This window comes from Sphingomonas sp. AC449 (genome assembly GCF_979253475.1).
The window spans coordinates 91,012-110,302 of record NZ_CEEDCZ010000005.1; the positions used below are offsets into that span (position 1 = coordinate 91,012).

A 19,291-nucleotide genomic window follows, 5' to 3' on the forward strand; every position below is an offset into this window, starting at 1 on the left:
ACGTTAACGACAATCTTGCGTAACACAGTGGTCGGGCCCTTTCCAGACGAGTTCAATACGCAGCGGATAGTGATCGGACCCCGTCCTGGGCAGACGTCGGACGGCGCGAACGCCCCAGTCGGGACCTGCGAAAAGATGGTCGATCGGCAGCACGGGGACCGGCACGGCATGGCCGGAAAAGTCGGCGGGAAACGAGAACAGGCCGCGCGTCACGCGACGCATCGGCGCTACGGCGGCGTCGAAATCCCGCATCGCGGCCGACCATGGGACCAGGTTGAAATCGCCCGCGACGACGAGCGACCGGGTTCCCACGCGGGCTGCCGCCTCGGCAAGCGCACGGCGTGCCTCGCTCTGTCCCTCGAGAGTCAGCCGGCGGGACAGGTGGACGCTGGCCAGCACGAATCCCCCGGTCACGCCCGGCAGCCTGACGCGCGTCTGGACCAGTCCCGGCCCGAACGGCTTGCCGGTCTCGTCGCGGAATCGATAGCGGACGCGCGTGAGCGGGATCCGCGAGAAGATCGCCAGCGAACAGGGTTTGCGACACTCGCTCGCATAGGGAAAGTTGCGACGCAGCTGTCCCAGATAGGGACGGACCGTGCCTTCGGTCTCCTGAAGGATGAGGATGTCCGCCTCGCTCGCGGCCAGCGTCGCAATGGTGCCCGCAGGGTCGGCGTTGCGCACGGCGATATTGTGCGTGATGATCACGAGGCCCCGGCCGGGCGTCGAGACCTTCGGGGCGTCGCGCCACTCATAGGCAAAGGTCGCCGTCGCGATCCCGAGCGCGATCACGGCGATCGCGGTGACGATGACGGAGCGTCGCCAAGCGAAGCCGATCGCGAGGACCGCGAGCACGGGCGCGACCGGCAGCGCCGCTGCGGCGATGTCTGCGGCGGCGATCCAGTCACCCGCCCATGGCGCAAGCGACAGGAGCAGGGCCGCGGTGGCCGCAACCGCCGCGATCGCCGTCGCAACGCCGCGCAGGATCATCACCGCCGGGTCGCGAGCGCGTCGTCGATCACTGCCCAGTAGCGCTCGACCGCGTGCGCGACGCTGAAGTCGCGCACGCGCGCGCGACCCGCCGCGGCCAATGCTGCACGCCGGGCTGGGTCGGCCATCATCCGGAACGCCTCGGTCATCGCTGCGAGATCGTCGACGGGGACGAGCAGCCCCCCTCGACCCTGACCCGGAACGACGTTGCCCGGCGCGATCGATACGTCGAGCACCTCGGAAGGTCCGGAACGACAATCCGTCGCCACGACGGGGACCCCCGCCGCGAGCGCCTCGACGAGCGCATTGGGAAATCCCTCCGCATTCGAGCTGAGCACCAGAAACTGCGCCTTGCCGACGATCGCATACGGATTCTCGGCAAATCCCGGCAGAACCAGCCGCGCGCCAAGGCCGAGCGCGTCGCCCAGCGCGCGCAGCGCGGCGTGATCCGGTCCCTGACCCAGGATCACCAGATTCCCCGCGAGTCCGGAGGCGGCGAAGGCCCGGATCGCCAGCGGAAAGTTCTTGTTCGTCACCAGCCGTCCCATCGCGACGACGAACGGTACGGCGCTATGGTCGTTGGCGGGTTCGGCTGCCAGCGCTTCGATCCGATCGGTGTCGATCGGATTGGCGATCGCCACGACCCGGTCGGCGCGGACGCCGAAATCCTCGACCAGCGTATCGCCGACGCCTTGCGACACGGCGATGATCCGCGTCGCGCGCGGATAGGCGAGGCGGACCATCGCCTTGCTCGCGGTGGCGGCACGCCCCTCGCCGAGATGCGCGGTGGTATTGACCCGCTCGCTCAAGATGAAGGGACGGCGACGCAGCGTCATCGCCGCGGCGGTCGCGACATTTGCCCGGGTAAGAAACGACAGCGCGACGTCCGGCTTTTCGCGGCGCACGACACCCGTCAGCCCTGCGATGCTCGCGGCGAAGCCATGTTTGCAGTCGAGCCGGTGGACGCGGATCCAGTCGGGCAGCGCATAGGCCTCCTCGTCGCGGTCGAGCAGCGCGATCGCGCAGTCATAGTCGCGCGTACGCGCTTCCGATCCTCCGAGCAGCGTCGCCATCACGCGCTCGGCGCCGCCGCCCGCAAGCGAATTGATCGCGAATAAAACCTTGCGTCGCATCGCGTTCCTCCTTGGCCCGATGTTCGCCTAGCCATGCCATGCCGTCGTGGCAATCGACCCATTACGGTCATTCCGGTCGTGGATCGTCGCGGTATCTCTATGGCGCTTGGTCGCGCGGTCAGTATAGACAAACGCTGATATTCAAGGAGGGCTGGATGACTGCGATCAGTGCGGCACGCAAGTTTGCGGGTTTCGGAGCGGCGGTGGCGACGCTGCTGGCGGTGGCCGGTTGCGCGACGCAGCCCAAGACGCCGTTGACCGCCGAACAGATCAACGCCCGCGTCGACGTCTATCGACTGGGCCTCGGCGACAAGGTGCGCGTCAACGTCTTCGGCGAGCCCGCGTTGAGTGGCGAGTTCCAGGTGTCGGGCAATGGCGCGATCACCATGCCGCTGATCGGCGACGTCAAGGCCGTGGGCCTGACCGCGCGCGAGATGGAAGCGGCGCTGGTCGCACGCTACGCCGCCGGCTATCTCAAGGACCCGAAGATCGCAGTCGAAGTCTACGATTTCCGGCCCTATTTCGTGCTGGGTGAAGTGGCCAAGCCAGGCCGCTATCCCGCAGGCGAAGACGCGACGATCCTCGGCGCGATCGCGACGGCAGGCGGGTTCACCTACCGCGCGAACAAGAACAAGGTGTTCGTCCGTCGTGCGGGCGATACCGCCGAGCACGAAGTCGACATCAACGCCAATCTGAAGGTCCTCCCGGGCGACGTGCTCCGCGTGGGCGAGCGGTACTTCTGAGTCCTGCGACGTTCCGGGCGGTCAAACATTAACTGAGGCAATGCGCGTGCGACACAGGACACAGGGGCGGCGGTCGGCACTCTTCGTTGCGGGGCTTGCGGTCGGCGCGATACCGGGGGTGGTAACCGCGCAGGATCAGGTCGCTGACGGAACGCCGGCGATCCTAACGGAGACGGCACCGCAGGCGACACCGCTTACGCTGCCGGGAGGCGATCGCTCCGACGCCCCGGCGATCGGGACAGGCTCGCTCGCGTTGCCCCGCGGCGATGTGATCGGCTTTCGCAACGACTCCGTCTTGCCATCCGCCAAGCGCACGGTGAATGGCGTCACGGTTGCCGCGCGGTCGCGGCCGGAATTCGATCCGACGGGAATCCAGCTCGGCAGCTTCACGCTCTTCCCCGCGCTGACCGCGCGTGGCGGCTATGACAGCAACGTCTATGTGCAGCAGGATGGCGTATCGGACGCCTATGGCATCCTGCGTGCGGACGTCGCGCTGAAGTCGAACTGGGGGCGGAACTCGCTAAGCTTCGACGGCTATGTCAACGAACGCGCGTATAGCAAATTCGTCACCGAGAGCGGGATCACGTATCGCGGCCGCGTACGGTCGCGGTATGACATCGCCGAGGATTCCGCGATTTCCGCCGACGTCCAGCATGAGCGCGCGTTTGTCCGCCGCGGTGGCACGGGCGATCTGATCCTGACGCGTCAACCCGTTCGCTATACGCTGACGAGTGGCCAGCTTTCCGGCACCAAGGAATTCGGCCATTTGACGGCGCAGCTGACGGGTTTTGCCGGCCGCTACAATTATGAGGACGCCGAACGTCCGACCGGCGAGCCCGTCGATCAGCAATATCGCGACTACAGCCTGTATCGCGGATCCGCCGAACTCGGCTATCGCACGGGTGCCGGCCCGATATTCTTCCTCTCGGCCACGGGCGACATACGCCGCTTCCGTCTGCCGCGCGGGCCGATCCTGCGCGATGCGGATGGTATCGAGGTTCTCGGCGGGGTCAGCAGCGAAATCACCCCGCTGCTCCGCGGACGTCTCGGCCTCGGGTACATCTATGCGGACTTCAAGGATCCCAATATCGAATCGCGCGGTGCGCTCGGGTTTCAGGCGGATCTCGACTATCTCGTGACCGAGCTCACGACCGTGAAGTTCAGCGCGCAACGCTATTTCCAGAACGTCGCGGCGGCGGTCTCGCCGGCGGCGCTGGCCACCGAATTCGACATCGGCGTCGACCATGAACTGTTGCGCAACGTGATCCTGTCCACCTCGCTGTCGTACCGCCAATCGAAGTTCGTCATCCTCGATACGACGTCGAAGGGCTATGGCTTAGAGGGCGGCGTCCGCTGGCTGGTGAGCAAGCATCTCCGCGCGGACGCGTCGGCGGGCTATCGCAACCGCAAGGGCAATGGGGAGATCCTCGGCATTCCGGCCGCCCGGACCTTCAACCAGTTGCAGGCGACGTTCGGCTTCACCATCACGCCGTAAGTCCCAAATCCGCGCACGCTCCGCCGCGGAGAAGCGCCGCCCTCACGCCAAAGAATATGGGCCGGGAAATATGATTTCCCGGCCCATATCCGTTTTCGATCCTAGCTGTGCCCGTCAGCCCGCTTCGGCGTAATATCCCTTGAAGCGATGATAATAGGACATCTCGTCGCCGAACCCTGCGCGTGACTGCTGTTTGAGGTTAACCTGCGAAAGCGCGACGCCGTAGATCTTGGCGCCTTCGCGCGCGAGCATGTCGACCGCGAGCTCGCTCGCATTCGCCGGAGTCTTGCGCCACCGCGTCACGAACAGCACGCCGTCGGCCATCGCCGCGATCGCGCGTGCCTCGGCGAGCGGCAGCACAGGCGGCGTATCGAGCAGCACCAGGTCGAACCGCTCGGAGAGCGACTGGATGAGCGAAAACATCGCCTGCGACGCGACCAGCTCGTAGTTCATCGACTTGGTGTTGCTCTGCGGCAGGATATACGCACCCGACGCCGTGTCGTGGAGCAGCGCCTTGTCGAGCTGCGCGGTGCCGTCGAGTACCTCGATCAGGCCGACCGCGGTGTCATTGGTGACCGAGCGGCTGAAGGTGCGACGCCGGACGTCGCAATCGATCACGACGACCTTCGCACCCGCCAGCGCGGCGGAGCGGGCGAGGCAGATCGATATCGTCGTCTTGCCCTCGCCGGGCAAAGCCGACGAAACCGCGAGCGACCGAACGACCTGATCGGGGCGGCCGATCTTCAACGCGGACCGGATGCTGCGGAACGATTCGCTGAACAACGACCCCTGGTTCTCGACCAGGAAATTCGCTGGCGCCATCGGATCTCGCTTCGAGATCCGCGCGCCGGGGATCGTTGCTAGGTCGGGAACTGTCCCGATCACCGGCACATGAAGCCGCGCCTCGACCTGGCGTCGGTTCTGGAAGCCGCTTTCGAGCAGCTCAAGCAGCAATACGACGCCGACCGCGGCGAGCAGCGACGCGAGAATGCCGCCAGCCCCGAACACCGCGGCGTTGGGGAAGACCGGTCCGCCGGGGACCATCGCACGCGAGATCACCGACGCATTGCTCTTGTCGGTGCCTTCACCGGCGACCGACTGGCGATACCGATCGAGAAACGCCTGATAGAGGCCGCGCGCCGAGTCGGCGTTGCGCTGCAGCTCGTTCAGCTGGACCGAGGCGCGGTTGCCCGCCTGCAGCCCGCCCTGTGCGCGGTCGAGCGAGGAGCGGATCGCCGATGTCCGGCCCGCCGAGACGCGCGCGTCCGCCACGAGACCGGCGAGCGTCCGGCGGGTTTCGTCGCGGATGCTGTTGTTGACGTCGGCATATTGCCGGTCGAGCTTGGCAAGATCGGGATGCAGCGGGCCGTACCGCCCCGCCAGGTCCGCGCGCTGTGCGCTCAGCTGCGCCTGCTGCTGGCGCAGGCTGCGGATCACCGGCGACCCGAAGTCCGCCGCCGCATTGCCGCCGCCGCCGCGCGCCGCGCGCAACCGTGCCTCGGCCGCTGCCTGGTCGGCCTGCGCGGTCGCCAATTGCGTGTTCAGGAACGACAGTTCCTGCTGCACCGCCGTGCTGTCCTTCTGCACGTCGATCAGGTTGGTGTTCGCGCGGTACTGCGCCTCTGCCGTTTCAGCGCGGATGACCTCGTCGCGCAGTCGCGACAGGCGTTCGCGCAACAGCTTGTTGTCGTTCGTCCGCGAATCAACCTTGGTGTCGCGCTGGCTCGCGATATATTCGTCGACCAGCGCGTTCACCACGGCGGCGGCGTGCTTGGGGTCCGTCCAGGTAAAGCTGGTGTCGATCGCATAGGACAGGCCGGTACGCTTGACCGCCAGCCCGCTCTGGACCTTCGAGATCGCCCGCGATCGCGCCGCGGCCGGCGAGAGGACGGGGCCGTCGATCGCCTGACCAAAGCCCGGTTCGCGCTGCAGATTGAGCGTGTCGACCACACGTGCGGCGAGCGAAGGCGATGTCAGCACCTCGACCGCGGTATCGACGGTGGGTGAATCGGTCGGCAGCTCCTGGTTGGGAGACTGGCCCGCGATGATCTGATCCGCGCGCCGGTCGAGCGCGATGCTCGCCGTGCCCATGTAGCGCCGCGGCACCATGGTATAGGCGACGGCGGTAAGCACGAGGATGATCACGACCGTTGCGACGATCCACCAGCGGCGACGTCGGGCGATCCCGAAGATCCGGTGCAGATCGATCAGCCGGGCGTCGGACTCGCCCTCGTGCAGCTCGTCCGACAGCGTATTCGTCTTTGCGGCCATGCGCGTGTCACCATTCATCACAAGAGCATTCCCGGAAGCCTACCGTGAACTCGACAATCACCGTTCATGCAACGACCGGGAGAAGGCTTCGGTAAGCGGATCGAAAAAATATTGCAGTGCGGTACGCTTACGCAACTTGACCAGCACCTGAACGGGTACGCCGGCACGAACGCCGGTATCCTCGCCGCGGATCTTCTTGAGCAGATCCAGCTGCGACTTCGGTACCACGACTTCGGCGCTATAGTAAGTATGGCCGCTCTGCTCGTCGCGAAGGCTGTCCGCCGAGACGTTGCGAACCGTTCCAAGCAGGATCGGCAGGTCGCGTTCGTGGATCGACAGGAACTTCACTTCGGCTTCGCGTCCCTCATAGACGCCGTCGATGTCGTTCGGCTGGAAGTTGGCCTTGACGATCAGTGGGGCTGCATCCGGAACGATGTCGAGAATTGGCTGCGCGGGCTGGACGACGCCCCCGACCGAAAAGACCCGCAGGCCGACGACCCTGCCCGCCATCGGTGCACGGATGACGGTGCGTTCCAACTGTTCTCTCGCGGCGATCCATTTCGGCATCACTTCGTTCAACTGGAACTGCGTATCGCGCAGGATGCTGGCACTGTCGTCGATCGACTTGCGCTCGGTCTGGATGATCTGCTGGCGCGTCTCGCCGATCTGCTCGCGCGATGCGGCCGCACGTGCAGCATAATCCGCGTTGGCGCCGTTGATTTCGGCTACCGCGCGTTCGAGCGCGCTGACCGAGTTGCGCGAGACATAGCCTTCGTCGGCGAGCTTGCGGGTCCGGTCGAGCTGCGCCTGAAGCGACGCACGCTGGGCGGCGCTGGCACCGGCCTGCGCGTTATACCCGCCCGACTGTTTGGAAACCTGCGCCTCCTGCTGTTGCAGGACGTTGCGGCTCGACGCCAGCAGGCTCTGCCGCGATGCGCGCTGGGCAATCTGCAGCTGCATCGCCTTGGCGACCAGCGCCCGGTCATCGCCGGTCGCCGCCGCGAACGAGGCAGGCCACTGGATCGGCCCACCGCGGATATCCGCCTCGAGGCGCGCCTTCTGCGCCTGAAGGTCGATGACGCTGTTCGCCAGCGCGCGTTCGGTCGCCGCCACTTCGGCGCCCGACAGGCGGATCAGGATCTGGCCCGCCTTGACGTGCTGCCCCTCACGGACGTCGAGCTGCTGCACGTTGCCGCCGTCGCGATGCTGCACGGTCTGGCGGTTGCCAGCGACCGAGACCTGGCCCTCGCCATAGGCGGCGGCGTCGAGCCGCGCAAAACTCGCCCAGCCGATCAGGATGATGAAGAACAGGACCGCGACGAGACCGCCGATCCAGAGCGCGTCGCGCGGTGAATCCTCGAGTTCGGGTGTCGCCGGAACGGGTCTGGTGGTTTGCACCAGCTCCTGCGACTTGGCCGTGACGGGGCCTACGAGTTCGCCTTCGCTCATCAATTCGCTCCTTCGAGCCGGCGGTCGCCGTCGTCGTTATGGCCCGCGTCGGTACCTGCAGCCGCGCCATCGGGCTGTTCGCCGACCGGCGTCGATTGCGGACGCAGCGCGTCCTCGCGGTTCGCGAAAAGCTGAACTTCGCCGTCGCGCAGCAGCAGGATCTTGTCGACCGCCTGCAACAGCCCGGTGCGATGCGTCGACACGATCACCGTCGCGCCGCGTTTGCGCAATTCGCCGAGCGTGTGCATCAGCCGCGACTCGCCGTTCATGTCGAGATGCGCGTTCGGCTCGTCGAGGAACAGCAGCGACGGGCTGTCGAACAACGCACGCGCCAGCGCCACGACCTGCCGCTGGCCGGCGGACAGGCCACCGCCCTCGCGGATCACCAAACGCGTGTCATAGCCTTCGGCGAAGTGCAGGATGAGCTCGTGCGCGCCGGCCAGCTGCGCGGCATGGACGACCTTGAGGTCCAGCGCCTCGCCACCGCCCTCAACCGCCGCCTGGAAGCGCGAGATGTTGGCGTGGACCGTCGCCGGGAACAGCGTCGGGGTCTGCGGCATATAGCCGACATGCCGGCCCAGGTCCTCGCGGTTCCAGTCGTCGAGGCGCGCATCGTCGATGCGGACCTCGCCCTCGTCGGGTTCGAGACCGCCTGAGAGAACGCGCAGCAACGTCGACTTGCCCGCGCCGCTCGGGCCGATGAGCGCGACGATCTGGCCCGGCTCGACGACGAAGTTGATGTTCTTGAGCAGTACGCGGTCGCTGCCGGGCGCGCGCACGGTGAGGTTCGAGACCTCGACCTTGCCGCGCGGGGCGGGCAGCGCGGTGCGCGCGATCGTGATGTCGGGCAGCTTGCAGAATTCGTCGAGCCCGCGATAGGCGTTGCGCGCGCCCAGCACGTTCTTGAGTGCATTGAGGATCTGCTCGACCGGCTGAAGAGCGCGACCCAGGATCAGCGACGCGGCGAAGATCGACCCTGCCGAGATGCTCTGGTTGATCGCGAGCCACGCACCGAGCGCCAGCGCGAGCGACTGGAACAGCAGGCGCAGGAACTTGGTGATCGCAAGGAACGTCCCCGAGCTCTCGGCGACTTCGCCCTGGCGGCGGACAAGATCGGCACGCTCATGCAGATGACGGCGCACCAGCGCCTCGCGCATGCCGAGCGACCGAGCGACCTCCGAGGCCTGGATCGAATAATCCTGCGACCGATAGGACGCGTTGGAGCGCAGCGTGGTCTCGCTGACGCCCTTGCGGGTGGCAAAGTCGCTGGCAATGGCGACCGCGGTCAGCAGCAGCGTCGCGACGAGCGCCAGCGCGCCGATCCACGGATGCAGCAGGAAGCAGATCAGGATGTAGATCGGTGCCCATGGCGCGTCGAAGATCGCGATGATCGCCGGACCGGTCAGCGTTCCGCGCAACGTGTCGAAATCACGCATCGCCGTCGCGCGCTGCAGCGCGGTTGCGCCGCCCGCACCCAGGATGCGGTGCAGGATGTTCGATGCCGCCATCCGCTCGAGCCGGACGCTCGCGCGCAGCAACAGGCGCATGCGCACCGAGTCCAGGATCGCGAAGACGCAGAGCGATACCGTCAGGATGAGCGTCAGGACGAACAGCGTCGCCCCGCCGCGCGTCGGCACGACCCGGTCATAGACCTGGAGCATGAAGATCGACGGGACGAGGTAGAGGATGTTGATGAGGCCGCTGAACAGCCCCGCGAACAGGAAGTGTCGTTTGCAGGCGCGCAACGCAGCACGCAGCGGATTCGAATCGTACAAGCCATCCGTCATGCGGAAATCCAATAGTAGAGCGGCCGAGGCAACTTATTGCTCAGCGTCTTAGCATGCATTTGTATATGCCAGGTTAGCGCCAAGTTCATGCGCTTTCCGCGCAAAATCATTATAGCCGCGTTCGATCTGCCACGCGTCGGCAATCCGGGTTTCACCGCGCGCGACCATGCCGAGCAGCGCGAGCGCCGCGCCGCAGCGCAGATCGAGCGCGCGGACATCGGCTCCCTCGATGGCGGCCCCCCCCGTAATGTGCGCGGCGCCGTCACGCACTTCGCTCGAAACGCCCATCCGGGCGAATTCGTCGAGATAGCCATAGCGTCCCGCAAACCGCAGATCGACTAGCCGGGAAACGCCGCGCGCGCACGCGCCCATCGCTGCGAACAGCGGCTGCATGTCCGAATTGATGCCCGGATAGGGACCCGTGCTGATCTCGACGGGGTAGGGGCGGCCCGAACGGACGATCGCCACGGGGCCGTCGCGGAAGATCCTGGCGCCGCTTTCGCGCAGGAAGATCAGCGGGACCTCGAGATCCTCGAACGGAAAATCGACGATCTCGACATCGCCGCCGGTCATCACGGAGCCGATCAGCCAGGTCATCGCCTCCATGTTGTCGGGCATGACGCGGTGCGTGATCCCGCCGAGCGTCGGCGCGCCATCGATGACGATGCTTTCCTGGCCGTTGATCGTGATCGCCGCGCCCATCGACCGGAGGAACCGGGCGAGGTCGATGATCTCGGGGCGGATATGCGGGTTCCACAGCGTGGTTCGCCCCTTCGCCAGCGACCCGGCGATAAGCGCGTTCTCCGTCGCGCCCGTCGAGCGCAGCGGCAACGTGATTTCGGCACCGCGCAGGCCATCGGGCGCCTCCGCGTGCAGCATGCCGTTTTCTTCCCAGACGCGCGCGCCGAGCCTGGTCAGCACCAGTTCGTGGAGATCGTATTTGCGATCGCCAAGGTCGCAGCCGCCGGGCGCGGGGACGGCGCCGGCGCCAGTCCGCGCGACCATCGCGCCGAGAATGAGCAGGGTGTTGCGGATCGAGCGGCCCTGCCATGCCAGCGTCGACGATGGCGGCGCCGTCTCGGCCTCGATCACGAGCGTCTCGCCGATCACGCGACAGGTCTTGCCGAGCGTCTCGAGCATCCCGACGTGAACGATGGCGTCGAGCAGTTCGCCGGGATAGTTGTGAAGTACGATCCGCTCGGGCGTCAGCAGCGACGCGGCAAGCAGACGCAGGACGCTGTTCTTCGCGCCGCTGACGCGGACCTGGCCACGCAGTTGCGACGGCCGGACGGTCAGGATCCGCGTATCGCCTTCGCCGTCGCGCGACATGGCGGGCACCTCGGCCGAGTGCCGCGTTACAATAGTCACGTCGTCGCGCTCCATCTCTCGAGCATAGCCCTGGCGAGCCCTGCCCATCCGCGCGCCCGTCGCGCCCCTACGTCATGATCGGTGAGCGAAGCGAGTCCGCCTTAAGTCCCTAGGATTTCATGTGCCGCAGTCACGGCTCCGTTCGGCGCGACATAGCGCACTTCGGCCTGCATCGCTACGCCGGTCATCGCCGCGACGCGATCGCGCGCCAGCGCGATCAGCGACAGCACGTCGCGCGCGGTTGCGCCGCCCCGGTTGACGATGAAATTGGCGTGGTCGGGGGAAAACTGAGCGCTGCCCTGCGTCGCGCCTTTCAGTCCCGCCAGTTCGATGGCTTGGCCGGGGGGGCCGATCTTCTGGTAGAGCGCAGGGTCGCTGACGAAAACCGAGCCGCAATTGGCGTGGATGCGGGGAAACTTCGCGCGTCGTGCCGCCAGGATCGCGATCGCCTCGCGGCGGGACTCCTCGGCCGCGCGGTGCGGCAGCAGAAAGCCCGCGCGCGCGACGACAAGGCTGCCATCCTGCAGCCGCGATTGCCGGTATCCGAAGTTCAGCTGGTCGCGATCGAGCCGGTGCAGCACGCCGTCGCGATCGAAGGCGTCGACCCATTCGACATGGTCGCCGATCCCCTTGCGCTGGCTGCCGCCGTTCATCGTGACGAGCCCGCCCAGCCGGCCGGGGATGCCGATCGCATGGATGACGCCGCCCAGTCCCGCGCCGATGGCGAGGCGTACGAAGCTCGGCACCCAGAGCCCGGCCTCCGCCTCGATCCGGCCGGGCCCGCTATGTCGTACCGCCGCGATCGCCGGGCCGATACGGATGACCGTGCCGCGAAACCCTTCATCGGCAAACAGCAGGTTCGTGCCGTCGCCGATGATGATGAGCGGCTTGCCCAGATCCCGTGCGGCGACCAGTGCCAGGCCCAGCGACCGTGTCGATGTCGGCGTCAGGACAAGATCCGCCGGGCCGCCGATCCGCCAGCGGCCGAGCGTCGACAGCGGGACGTGCGCGCGCGCCGTCACGCCCTCTATCGGTTGGAAATCAGGGGGAGGGGAGTGCATGAAGCCCGATCCGGCGCGATGGAAGAGTAGCCGCGTGCATACACGGCATTTGCGCGTGTCCAAACCCGGCGGATTCACGCCGCGTTGACGACTTTGGCGCTAGTGCCTAGGTTCCCGCGCTGCCCACTGGCATCGTCGCGTTGGCGCGGATCAAACGGAGCGGCGTGATCAATGCGAGTATTCGTAACAGGGCTGCGCGGCATCCCTGACATCATGGGCGGCGTCGAAAGCCACTGCGAGGAACTCTATCCCCGCGCGCTGTCACAGTCGCCACGGCTCGACGTCACGATCCTGGCGCGGCGGCCCTATGTGAACCGCGCGCCGTTCGACCATGACGGCCTCCATGTCGTCCCGCTGCCATCGACACGCAACGCACGGCTCGAAGCGATCGTCGGTACGTTCTTCTCCGTGCTCCATGCGCGACGGCAGCGCGCGGATCTCATCCATATCCATGCGGTCGGGCCCGCGCTGCTGACGCCGCTCGCCCGGATCCTCGGCCTGCGCGTGGTGGTGACGCATCACGGCGAGGACTATGCACGGGCGAAATGGGGACGATTTGCGCGCATCATGCTGCGGCTCGGCGAAAAGGCCGCGTTGCGGTTCGCGCAGGCGATCATCGTCGTCGCGCCGTCGCTGCGCGAGACGCTGGCGCGCGACAACCCTGCTGCGCGCGACCGGCTGGTCTATATTCCGAACGGCACGTCGCGGCTTCCCGAGCAGGGGTCGGCCGCCGATGAGGTGCTCGCGACCGCGGGCTTCGCGGCCGGCGACTATTTCCTGACGGTGGGGCGACTCGTTCCCGAAAAGGCGGTCGACCAGTTGATCGAGGCGGTCCGCCGCGTGCCGGGCGCAAAGCTTCTGGTGGTTGGCGGCTCGGATCATGAGAGCGCCTTTGCCGATCGTGTCCGCGCGATGGCGGACGCGGACGTCGTCTTTGCGGGCGTGCAGACGCGCGCGACCCTGCGCGACCTGTATCAACGCTGTCGCCTGTTCGTTCTGCCGTCGCTCCACGAGGGCCTGCCCATCGCCGCGCTCGAGGCGGGCTCGGTGGGCGCGCCGATGCTGTTGAGCGATATTCCGGCGAACACGGACATCGGCCTGCCGTCGCACCATTATTTCCGCACGGGATCGATCGACGATCTTGTGACCAAGCTGGCGGCGCCGGCCGAGACCTATGCCATCGATCCCGCCGCCCTTCGGCTGCGGTTCGACTGGAACGGCATCGCTGCGCAGACCCTGGCGGTGTACGACCGCGTCGCGAGCGGAAAAGCGCCACGCGAATGACGCTCCAATCCCGTCGCATGTTTGCGCGGGATGGCGGTTCAGACGTCTGACGGATCTGGCCCCAGCGGCCATTCTATTCCGCCCCTGCGCAATGTTTTACACAGAGCGCGCTGTGTCTTTGTTGTACAGTCGACTCGGCGAACAGGCGTTGCGTCACTGCCCGTAATCTGCAATTCCGCGGCGCAGCATTGTCCGACCGGGGCGAGTCTGGACCCGGACGGTCGCGATACAAGGCTTTTAATCTTCATGCGCATTACGATGATCGGTTCGGGGTATGTCGGGCTCGTTTCCGGAGCCTGCTTCGCAGATTTCGGGCACGACGTGGTTTGTGTCGACAAGGACAAGTCGAAGATCGACGCACTGCTCGCCGGTCGCATGCCGATCTTCGAGCCCGGCCTCGATCACCTCGTCGGCTCCAACGTCGCCGCGGGTCGCCTGAGCTTCACGACCGACCTCGCCGAAGGGGTAAAGGACGCGGACGCGGTCTTCATCGCGGTCGGTACGCCGTCGCGCCGCGGCGATGGCCACGCCGATCTTCGCTATGTCTACGCCGCCGTCGAAGAGGTCGCGATGTCGATCCAAGGCTTCACGGTCATCGTCGACAAGTCCACCGTGCCCGTTGGCACCGGTGACGAGGTCGCACGGCTGATGGCAGCGGCGAACCCCGATGCCGATTTCGCGGTCGTCTCCAATCCCGAATTCCTTCGCGAAGGCGCGGCGATCGACGATTTCAAGCGGCCCGACCGCATCGTCATCGGCGGCGACAACGAGCGCGCGATGCAGGTAATGCGCGACATCTATCGTCCGCTGCACATCAACAAGTCGCCGATCGTCGAGATGAGCCGTCGCGGTGCCGAGCTCACCAAATATGCCGGCAACGCGTTCCTCGCGACCAAGATCACGTTCATCAACGAGATCGCGGACCTGTGTGAAAAGGTCGGCGCGGACGTGCAGGACGTCGCGCGCGGCATCGGCCTTGACGGTCGCATCGGTGGCAAGTTCCTCCACGCCGGTCCCGGCTATGGTGGTTCGTGCTTCCCCAAGGACACGCTGGCGCTGCTGAAGACGGCGCAGGATTACGAGGCGCCGCAGCGTATCGTCGAGGCGGTCGTCGCGGTGAACGACAACCGCAAGCGTGCGATGGGCCGCAAGGTGATCGCGGCGATGGGCGGCGATGTTCGCGGCAAGACCGTCGCGGTGCTGGGCCTGACGTTCAAGCCGAACACCGACGACATGCGCGACAGTCCCGCGATTGCCGTCGTCCAGACGCTGCAGGATGCCGGCGCGACGATCCGTGCCTATGACCCGGAGGGCACCGAGCAGGCGCAGAAGGTCCTGACCGACGTGGCGTATTGCGAGAATGCGTACGAGACGATGGAGGGCGCCGATGCGCTCGTGATCGTCACCGAATGGGATGCGTTCCGTGCGCTCGACCTGCCACGCGTCAAGTCGCTGCTGAGCGAGCCGATCCTGGTCGATCTGCGCAACATCTATCCGCGCGACATGGTCGAGTCGGCCGGGTTCACCTATCACGCGGTTGGCCGCTGATATGACTGCACCGGTTCTGGTAACCGGCGTGGCGGGTTTCATCGGCCACGCGACGGCCCACCGTCTGCTCGACCGCGGCGAGCAGGTGATCGGGATCGACATCGTCAACGATTACTATGATCCGGCGCTCAAGCACGCGCGTCTCGCGACGTTCGAGGGGCGTGAAGGCTTCCGGTTCGAGCAGGTCGACATCGCCGACGCCGATGCGGTGGCGGCGATCGTCCGCGACGCAGGCGTGACCCGCGTGGTCCATCTCGCGGCGCAGGCGGGCGTCCGCTACAGCATCGAGAACCCGTTCGCGTATGAGCGGTCCAACCTCGCGGGCCATCTTTCGGTGATGGAAGCGTGTCGGCACGCGCCGGGGTTCGAGCATCTCGTCTATGCCTCGTCGAGCTCGGTCTATGGCGATCGTCTCATGGGCGGGCAGGGGTTCAGCGAGGACGAGCCCGCAATGGAGCCGGTTTCGCTCTATGCGGCAACGAAGCGCGCCTGCGAGCTGATGAGCGCGGCCTATACGAAGCTTTATGGCGGTCCGCAGACGGGACTGCGGTTCTTCACCGTCTATGGCCCCTGGGGGCGACCCGACATGGCCTATTTCTCGTTCACGCAGAAGATCCTCGCGGGCGAGACGATCGAGGTGTTCGGCGAAGGCAAGATGGCGCGCGATTTCACCTATATCGATGATATCGTGGACGGCATCCTCGGCGCGCTGGACAACCCTCCGGCGCGGCACGGCCACCGTATCCTCAACATCGGCGGCAGCCAGCCGGTCGGGCTGATGGAAATGATCACCTCGCTCGAGTCGGCGATCGGCCGCAAGGCGAACATGATCATGAAGCCGATGCAGCCGGGCGACGTCACCGCGACCTATGCCGACGTGTCGAAGCTGAAGGCACTTTGCGGGTTCGAAGCCAAGACGCAGCTTCCCGAAGGCCTCGCGCGCTTCGCGGCATGGTACAAGGACTATGTCGGCGCGCGCTGAGCCCGCGTGGCATACTCCCGACCGAAGCTGAGACCCGCTGATCGGACGGTATCGGGTCTGATCTGATCATCGCCGGCGGCATGCCGCAAAGCGCGCGGCCGCCGGTATCGTGCACGATGCCGCATCGTCATGCGTCGACGCCATGCGCAAAAAAACGAAGCCGCCCTGACTCGGCGGCTTCGTTCTCTTGTCCTGTGCGCCCGCGACCAGGCTGTGCCGCGGGCGTGTGGGGGAGGGCCGAAGCCGCTCCCCCGAGCGTCAGAAGTGCAGCGCGCCGACACCGACGGCCGAGCCGACATTGCTGTAGACGTAATATTCGGTGCCGTTGTTCATGACGACGCCGTCATATTCAAGCGCGGAGGTGCCGCTCAGCGCGACGCTGCCATGATCGCCGCCCAGATCGAGCACGCCGTTCTTGCCGAACGTGATCTTGTTGTCGTTGTTGGCATCGGCGAGCTTGGTCGTGGTCACGAAGATGTCGTTCTTCGTGAACGACACCGTATCGTTGCCGAGCGACGAGACCGGGTTGGCGGTGTCGAAGAAGAAGACGTCGGTCGCGCTTGCGGTCGTGCGTCCGCGCAGGACGTCGTTGCCGAAGCCGCTTTCATACACCTTCTGCCCGCTCGACGCGACCGGGCGGACCCGCGCGTCCTCATAGTAGAAGACGCCGTCGATGCTGCCCATCAGTCGCAGCCCGCTGCTCCCCTGCGCGCCGACCAGTTCGACGCGGTCGCCGTCGCTGCCGTCGAGCGTGAGCGACGCACCCTTCCAGGTGATGATCCCGTCGCCATTGGCGTCGTTGATCGCCTTGGTCGTGGCGAGGACATCGCCGCGCGACCAGTCGGTGATCCGATCCGTGCCCGACGTCCCGCCCGAGCGCAGTTCGAAGATGTCACGGCCGGCGCCACCGGTGAGGGCGTTGGCGACCTCGTTGCCGATGATCCGGTCGTTGCCGCCGCCACCGATCGCATTCTCGATGACCGCGCCATAGGCGATCGAGACGTTGTCGGTGAACAACCCGCTCTTCAGTCCGAGCTGCGTCTTGAGGTCCTCGTAGAAGTCGTAGCTGGCCTGCGAGCGCGCTGCGAAGCCCAGCGCCGCGCGATTGGCATTGACCTGTTCGAGCGTCAGGAAGTCGTCGACGCCGCCACCCGACGAGAAGGCACCCTGGTTGAGGTCGATGGTCGACGACGTGTTCCAGCCGGAGAAGTCGAGCGTATCGGTGCCGCCCGCATCCCAGATCGCGACGATCGGCCGGGTATTGGCGGAGAAGTCATAGACGGCGTTGTCCGCGGTGGCGTTGAAGCCATAGACGGTGTTGCCGGTCCGAGTCGTCTGGTCGACGCCGTAGATCTTCTGGATGGCGGCGATGTCATGGACCAGCGGCGTGGCCGCATAGGCGAAGTTCAGCAGCGCCCAGTCGATATGCTGCGCCCCCGTCTCGTACGCATCGAAATAGCTCATGATGCTGTATTGGCGTGAATCCTGCGCGTAGAAGGCATCGCTCGCATAGGTGATCGGATCGGGAACGCCGTCGCCGTCATTGTCGTCGAGCGCGTTATAATCGCCGGGATGGCTGAGCCCGATCGCGTGACCGATCTCGTGCACCATCGTCGTCTGCGCGTAATAGCTTGCTGTCAGCGGCGAGAAGTTCGACGCGACGCCGCCGTCGATCCAGACGTCGCCACCGAGCCGGCCATAATCCTCGAATCCGAAATCCGCGAGGATCTCTGCATCGTCGGTGCTGCCGAACGGCAGATAGGCATAGGCCTGCGCGCCACCGGTCGCGGTATTACCGAACGTGATGTCCGCCGACCCCGACTTGGTCTGCTCGAACGAAATCGCGACCAGATCGTCCCACAACGTCATCGACCGCTGGGCAAGCGCCGTCTGACCGGCGTTGAACGCGGTGAAATCGAAATATTCGCTAAGCGCGACCGTGCCCGTGACGTTGGTGTAATAGCTGTTTCCCAGCTCTTCCTGGTTCAGCCAGAAGCCATAGTTGAGGACGCCGTCGTTCAGTTCGCCATAGTTGTTGGTGTACCAGTCATAGCCCGACCGATTGAAGTTCGCGTTGATCTGATCGAGCGTCCAGATCGTCTTGTCATTGGATGTGCCGCCCGCATTGGGGTCGAGCGAAGCGGCGAGGGGAACGGGCCCGCCATCATTGTACGTCCCGCCGTCATTAAACCCTGCCGTTGATCCGGATGCTTCGAACGTCATGCTATTCTCCCTGTTTTAACCCTGTGTCGGCGGATATGTACGCGCGCCCGGACCGCCTATTCTGGTCTGTTCCCGGCGTTGCGATGATGAGGCAGGCTTTTCTGCAGCACTTCGTCGATCTGTGGTCGTGGCGGCGCCGTACCGTGCCACGCGACACTGTACCGCGCGGGCGATTCGGCGTCGTCGATCTCGACGGCGCGGCGGACGACGACGACGAGGTGTTCGCCCTGCGGATGCTGTTCGATCGCGACGGCCACGATGACGGTGTCACGGTCGGCCCTGGTCGCGCGGCGGTCCCGCGAGATGGGGGTTACCGGCAGACGCGAGCGCCGCCGCGCTTCGTCGGCGATGACGTCGCATAGCGCGGGCGCGATCCCCGTGTCGCACATCAGGCCGATACGCGCCGCACCGCGCCATAGCGGCGACAGCATCACGCGTTGCGACGACGGTGCGGCGTCCACGGCGTCAGGTGCGGCGGCGGCCAGCGGCGACGCTATCATCATGGACAATCCGACTGGCCCCCACACGGTGTTCCGCTCCCCCATCTTGGTTAACGAAGCTGACACTTTTATTACAAAAGTCAACGACATTACGGGGCGGTATCGTGCGCGTGACGAACGCATCACGTTTGGATGATGCGTCAGGGGCGGAGGTGGTGGCGCGCGCGGTTTGCGATCCGTCGTGAGCGTGGATGATCGCTTCATACGGACAGGCGTCCGGGGCAGCGTGAGTCGGGTTCCGCGTGGCAGCCGGCCGTCGACACGAGCCTTCGTCAGCCGACCGCCGATCTGCTCGCGAGTGTCACTGCCAGCATCGATGTTTCCGCAGCGTCGCGTTGCGAACAGCCGCGGTGTTTCGGGTACCCATGATGACCGTAGCGCGCGGTCCGCCGCGCTTGGCCATGCAGTGCAGTGCGCATCATGTCGTGACAGATGATGTCACAACCGTCTGGTCGAAATC

General features: G+C 65.9%; 14 protein-coding genes. 5 read left to right on the forward strand and 9 right to left on the reverse strand.

The window, feature by feature from the left end; translation table 11 throughout:
• Positions 1-3: 3 nt before the first annotated feature.
• Positions 4-987 (reverse strand): endonuclease/exonuclease/phosphatase family protein, encoded by a 984-nt coding sequence (locus AC0CH3_RS10565; protein ID WP_465237906.1) that lies wholly within the window; start codon positions 985-987, stop codon positions 4-6.
• A complete protein-coding gene (locus AC0CH3_RS10570) occupies positions 987-2,120 on the reverse strand; it encodes a glycosyltransferase (RefSeq protein ID WP_465237874.1) in 1,134 nt (377 codons plus the stop codon). The genes AC0CH3_RS10565 and AC0CH3_RS10570 overlap by 1 nt, the downstream gene beginning before the upstream one ends.
• 155 nt (positions 2,121-2,275) lie before the next feature.
• On the opposite strand from AC0CH3_RS10570, the gene AC0CH3_RS10575 reads away from it, so the two are divergent.
• A complete protein-coding gene (locus tag AC0CH3_RS10575; protein WP_056019112.1) occupies positions 2,276-2,863 on the forward strand; it encodes a polysaccharide biosynthesis/export family protein in 588 nt (195 codons plus the stop codon).
• 46 nt (positions 2,864-2,909) lie between these two features.
• The gene (locus AC0CH3_RS10580; RefSeq protein ID WP_465237875.1) at positions 2,910-4,358 is read left to right on the forward strand and encodes an outer membrane beta-barrel protein; all 1,449 of its coding nucleotides are present in this window, start codon (positions 2,910-2,912) and stop codon (positions 4,356-4,358) included.
• A gap of 114 nt (positions 4,359-4,472) precedes the next feature.
• Here AC0CH3_RS10580 and AC0CH3_RS10585 read toward each other — a convergent pair whose 3' ends face one another.
• The 5 genes from AC0CH3_RS10585 to murB form a co-directional block, all read right to left on the reverse strand.
• Complete coding sequence (locus AC0CH3_RS10585) at positions 4,473-6,629, reverse strand: GumC family protein (protein WP_162235459.1); 2,157 nt, start codon at positions 6,627-6,629, stop codon at positions 4,473-4,475.
• A 57-nt stretch (positions 6,630-6,686) separates the two neighbouring features.
• Positions 6,687-8,078 carry an HlyD family type I secretion periplasmic adaptor subunit gene (locus AC0CH3_RS10590; RefSeq protein WP_333995606.1) on the reverse strand — a complete coding sequence of 464 codons (1,392 nt, stop codon included), beginning with the start codon at positions 8,076-8,078 and terminating at the stop codon, positions 6,687-6,689.
• A complete protein-coding gene (locus AC0CH3_RS10595; protein ID WP_056018067.1) occupies positions 8,078-9,865 on the reverse strand; it encodes a type I secretion system permease/ATPase in 1,788 nt (595 codons plus the stop codon). Before AC0CH3_RS10595 ends, AC0CH3_RS10590 begins: the two co-directional genes overlap by 1 nt.
• A gap of 48 nt (positions 9,866-9,913) precedes the next feature.
• The gene (locus AC0CH3_RS10600; RefSeq protein ID WP_465237876.1) at positions 9,914-11,233 is read right to left on the reverse strand and encodes a UDP-N-acetylglucosamine 1-carboxyvinyltransferase; all 1,320 of its coding nucleotides are present in this window, start codon (positions 11,231-11,233) and stop codon (positions 9,914-9,916) included.
• 101 nt (positions 11,234-11,334) lie between these two features.
• The gene (murB, locus tag AC0CH3_RS10605; RefSeq protein WP_465237877.1) at positions 11,335-12,255 is read right to left on the reverse strand and encodes a UDP-N-acetylmuramate dehydrogenase; all 921 of its coding nucleotides are present in this window, start codon (positions 12,253-12,255) and stop codon (positions 11,335-11,337) included.
• Between the two features lie 210 nt (positions 12,256-12,465).
• Here murB and AC0CH3_RS10610 point away from each other — a divergent pair, with 210 nt between their 5' ends.
• The 3 genes from AC0CH3_RS10610 (at position 12,466) to AC0CH3_RS10620 (ending at position 16,108) form a co-directional block, all read left to right on the forward strand.
• The gene (locus AC0CH3_RS10610; protein WP_465237878.1) at positions 12,466-13,578 is read left to right on the forward strand and encodes a glycosyltransferase family 4 protein; all 1,113 of its coding nucleotides are present in this window, start codon (positions 12,466-12,468) and stop codon (positions 13,576-13,578) included.
• Between the two features lie 246 nt (positions 13,579-13,824).
• On the forward strand, positions 13,825-15,126 hold the full coding sequence (locus tag AC0CH3_RS10615; protein WP_056018060.1) for a UDP-glucose dehydrogenase family protein: 1,302 nt from the start codon (positions 13,825-13,827) through the stop codon (positions 15,124-15,126).
• A gap of 1 nt (position 15,127) precedes the next feature.
• The gene (locus AC0CH3_RS10620) at positions 15,128-16,108 is read left to right on the forward strand and encodes an SDR family NAD(P)-dependent oxidoreductase (protein WP_465237879.1); all 981 of its coding nucleotides are present in this window, start codon (positions 15,128-15,130) and stop codon (positions 16,106-16,108) included.
• Positions 16,109-16,366: 258 nt separating this feature from the next.
• Here the strand turns inward: AC0CH3_RS10620 and AC0CH3_RS10625 are convergent, their stop codons facing one another.
• Positions 16,367-18,331 (reverse strand): M10 family metallopeptidase C-terminal domain-containing protein, encoded by a 1,965-nt coding sequence (locus AC0CH3_RS10625; RefSeq protein WP_465237880.1) that lies wholly within the window; start codon positions 18,329-18,331, stop codon positions 16,367-16,369.
• A gap of 56 nt (positions 18,332-18,387) precedes the next feature.
• Positions 18,388-18,921, reverse strand: coding sequence for a hypothetical protein (locus AC0CH3_RS10630; protein WP_465237881.1), 534 nt, complete (start codon positions 18,919-18,921; stop codon positions 18,388-18,390).
• Positions 18,922-19,291: the final 370 nt, after the last annotated feature.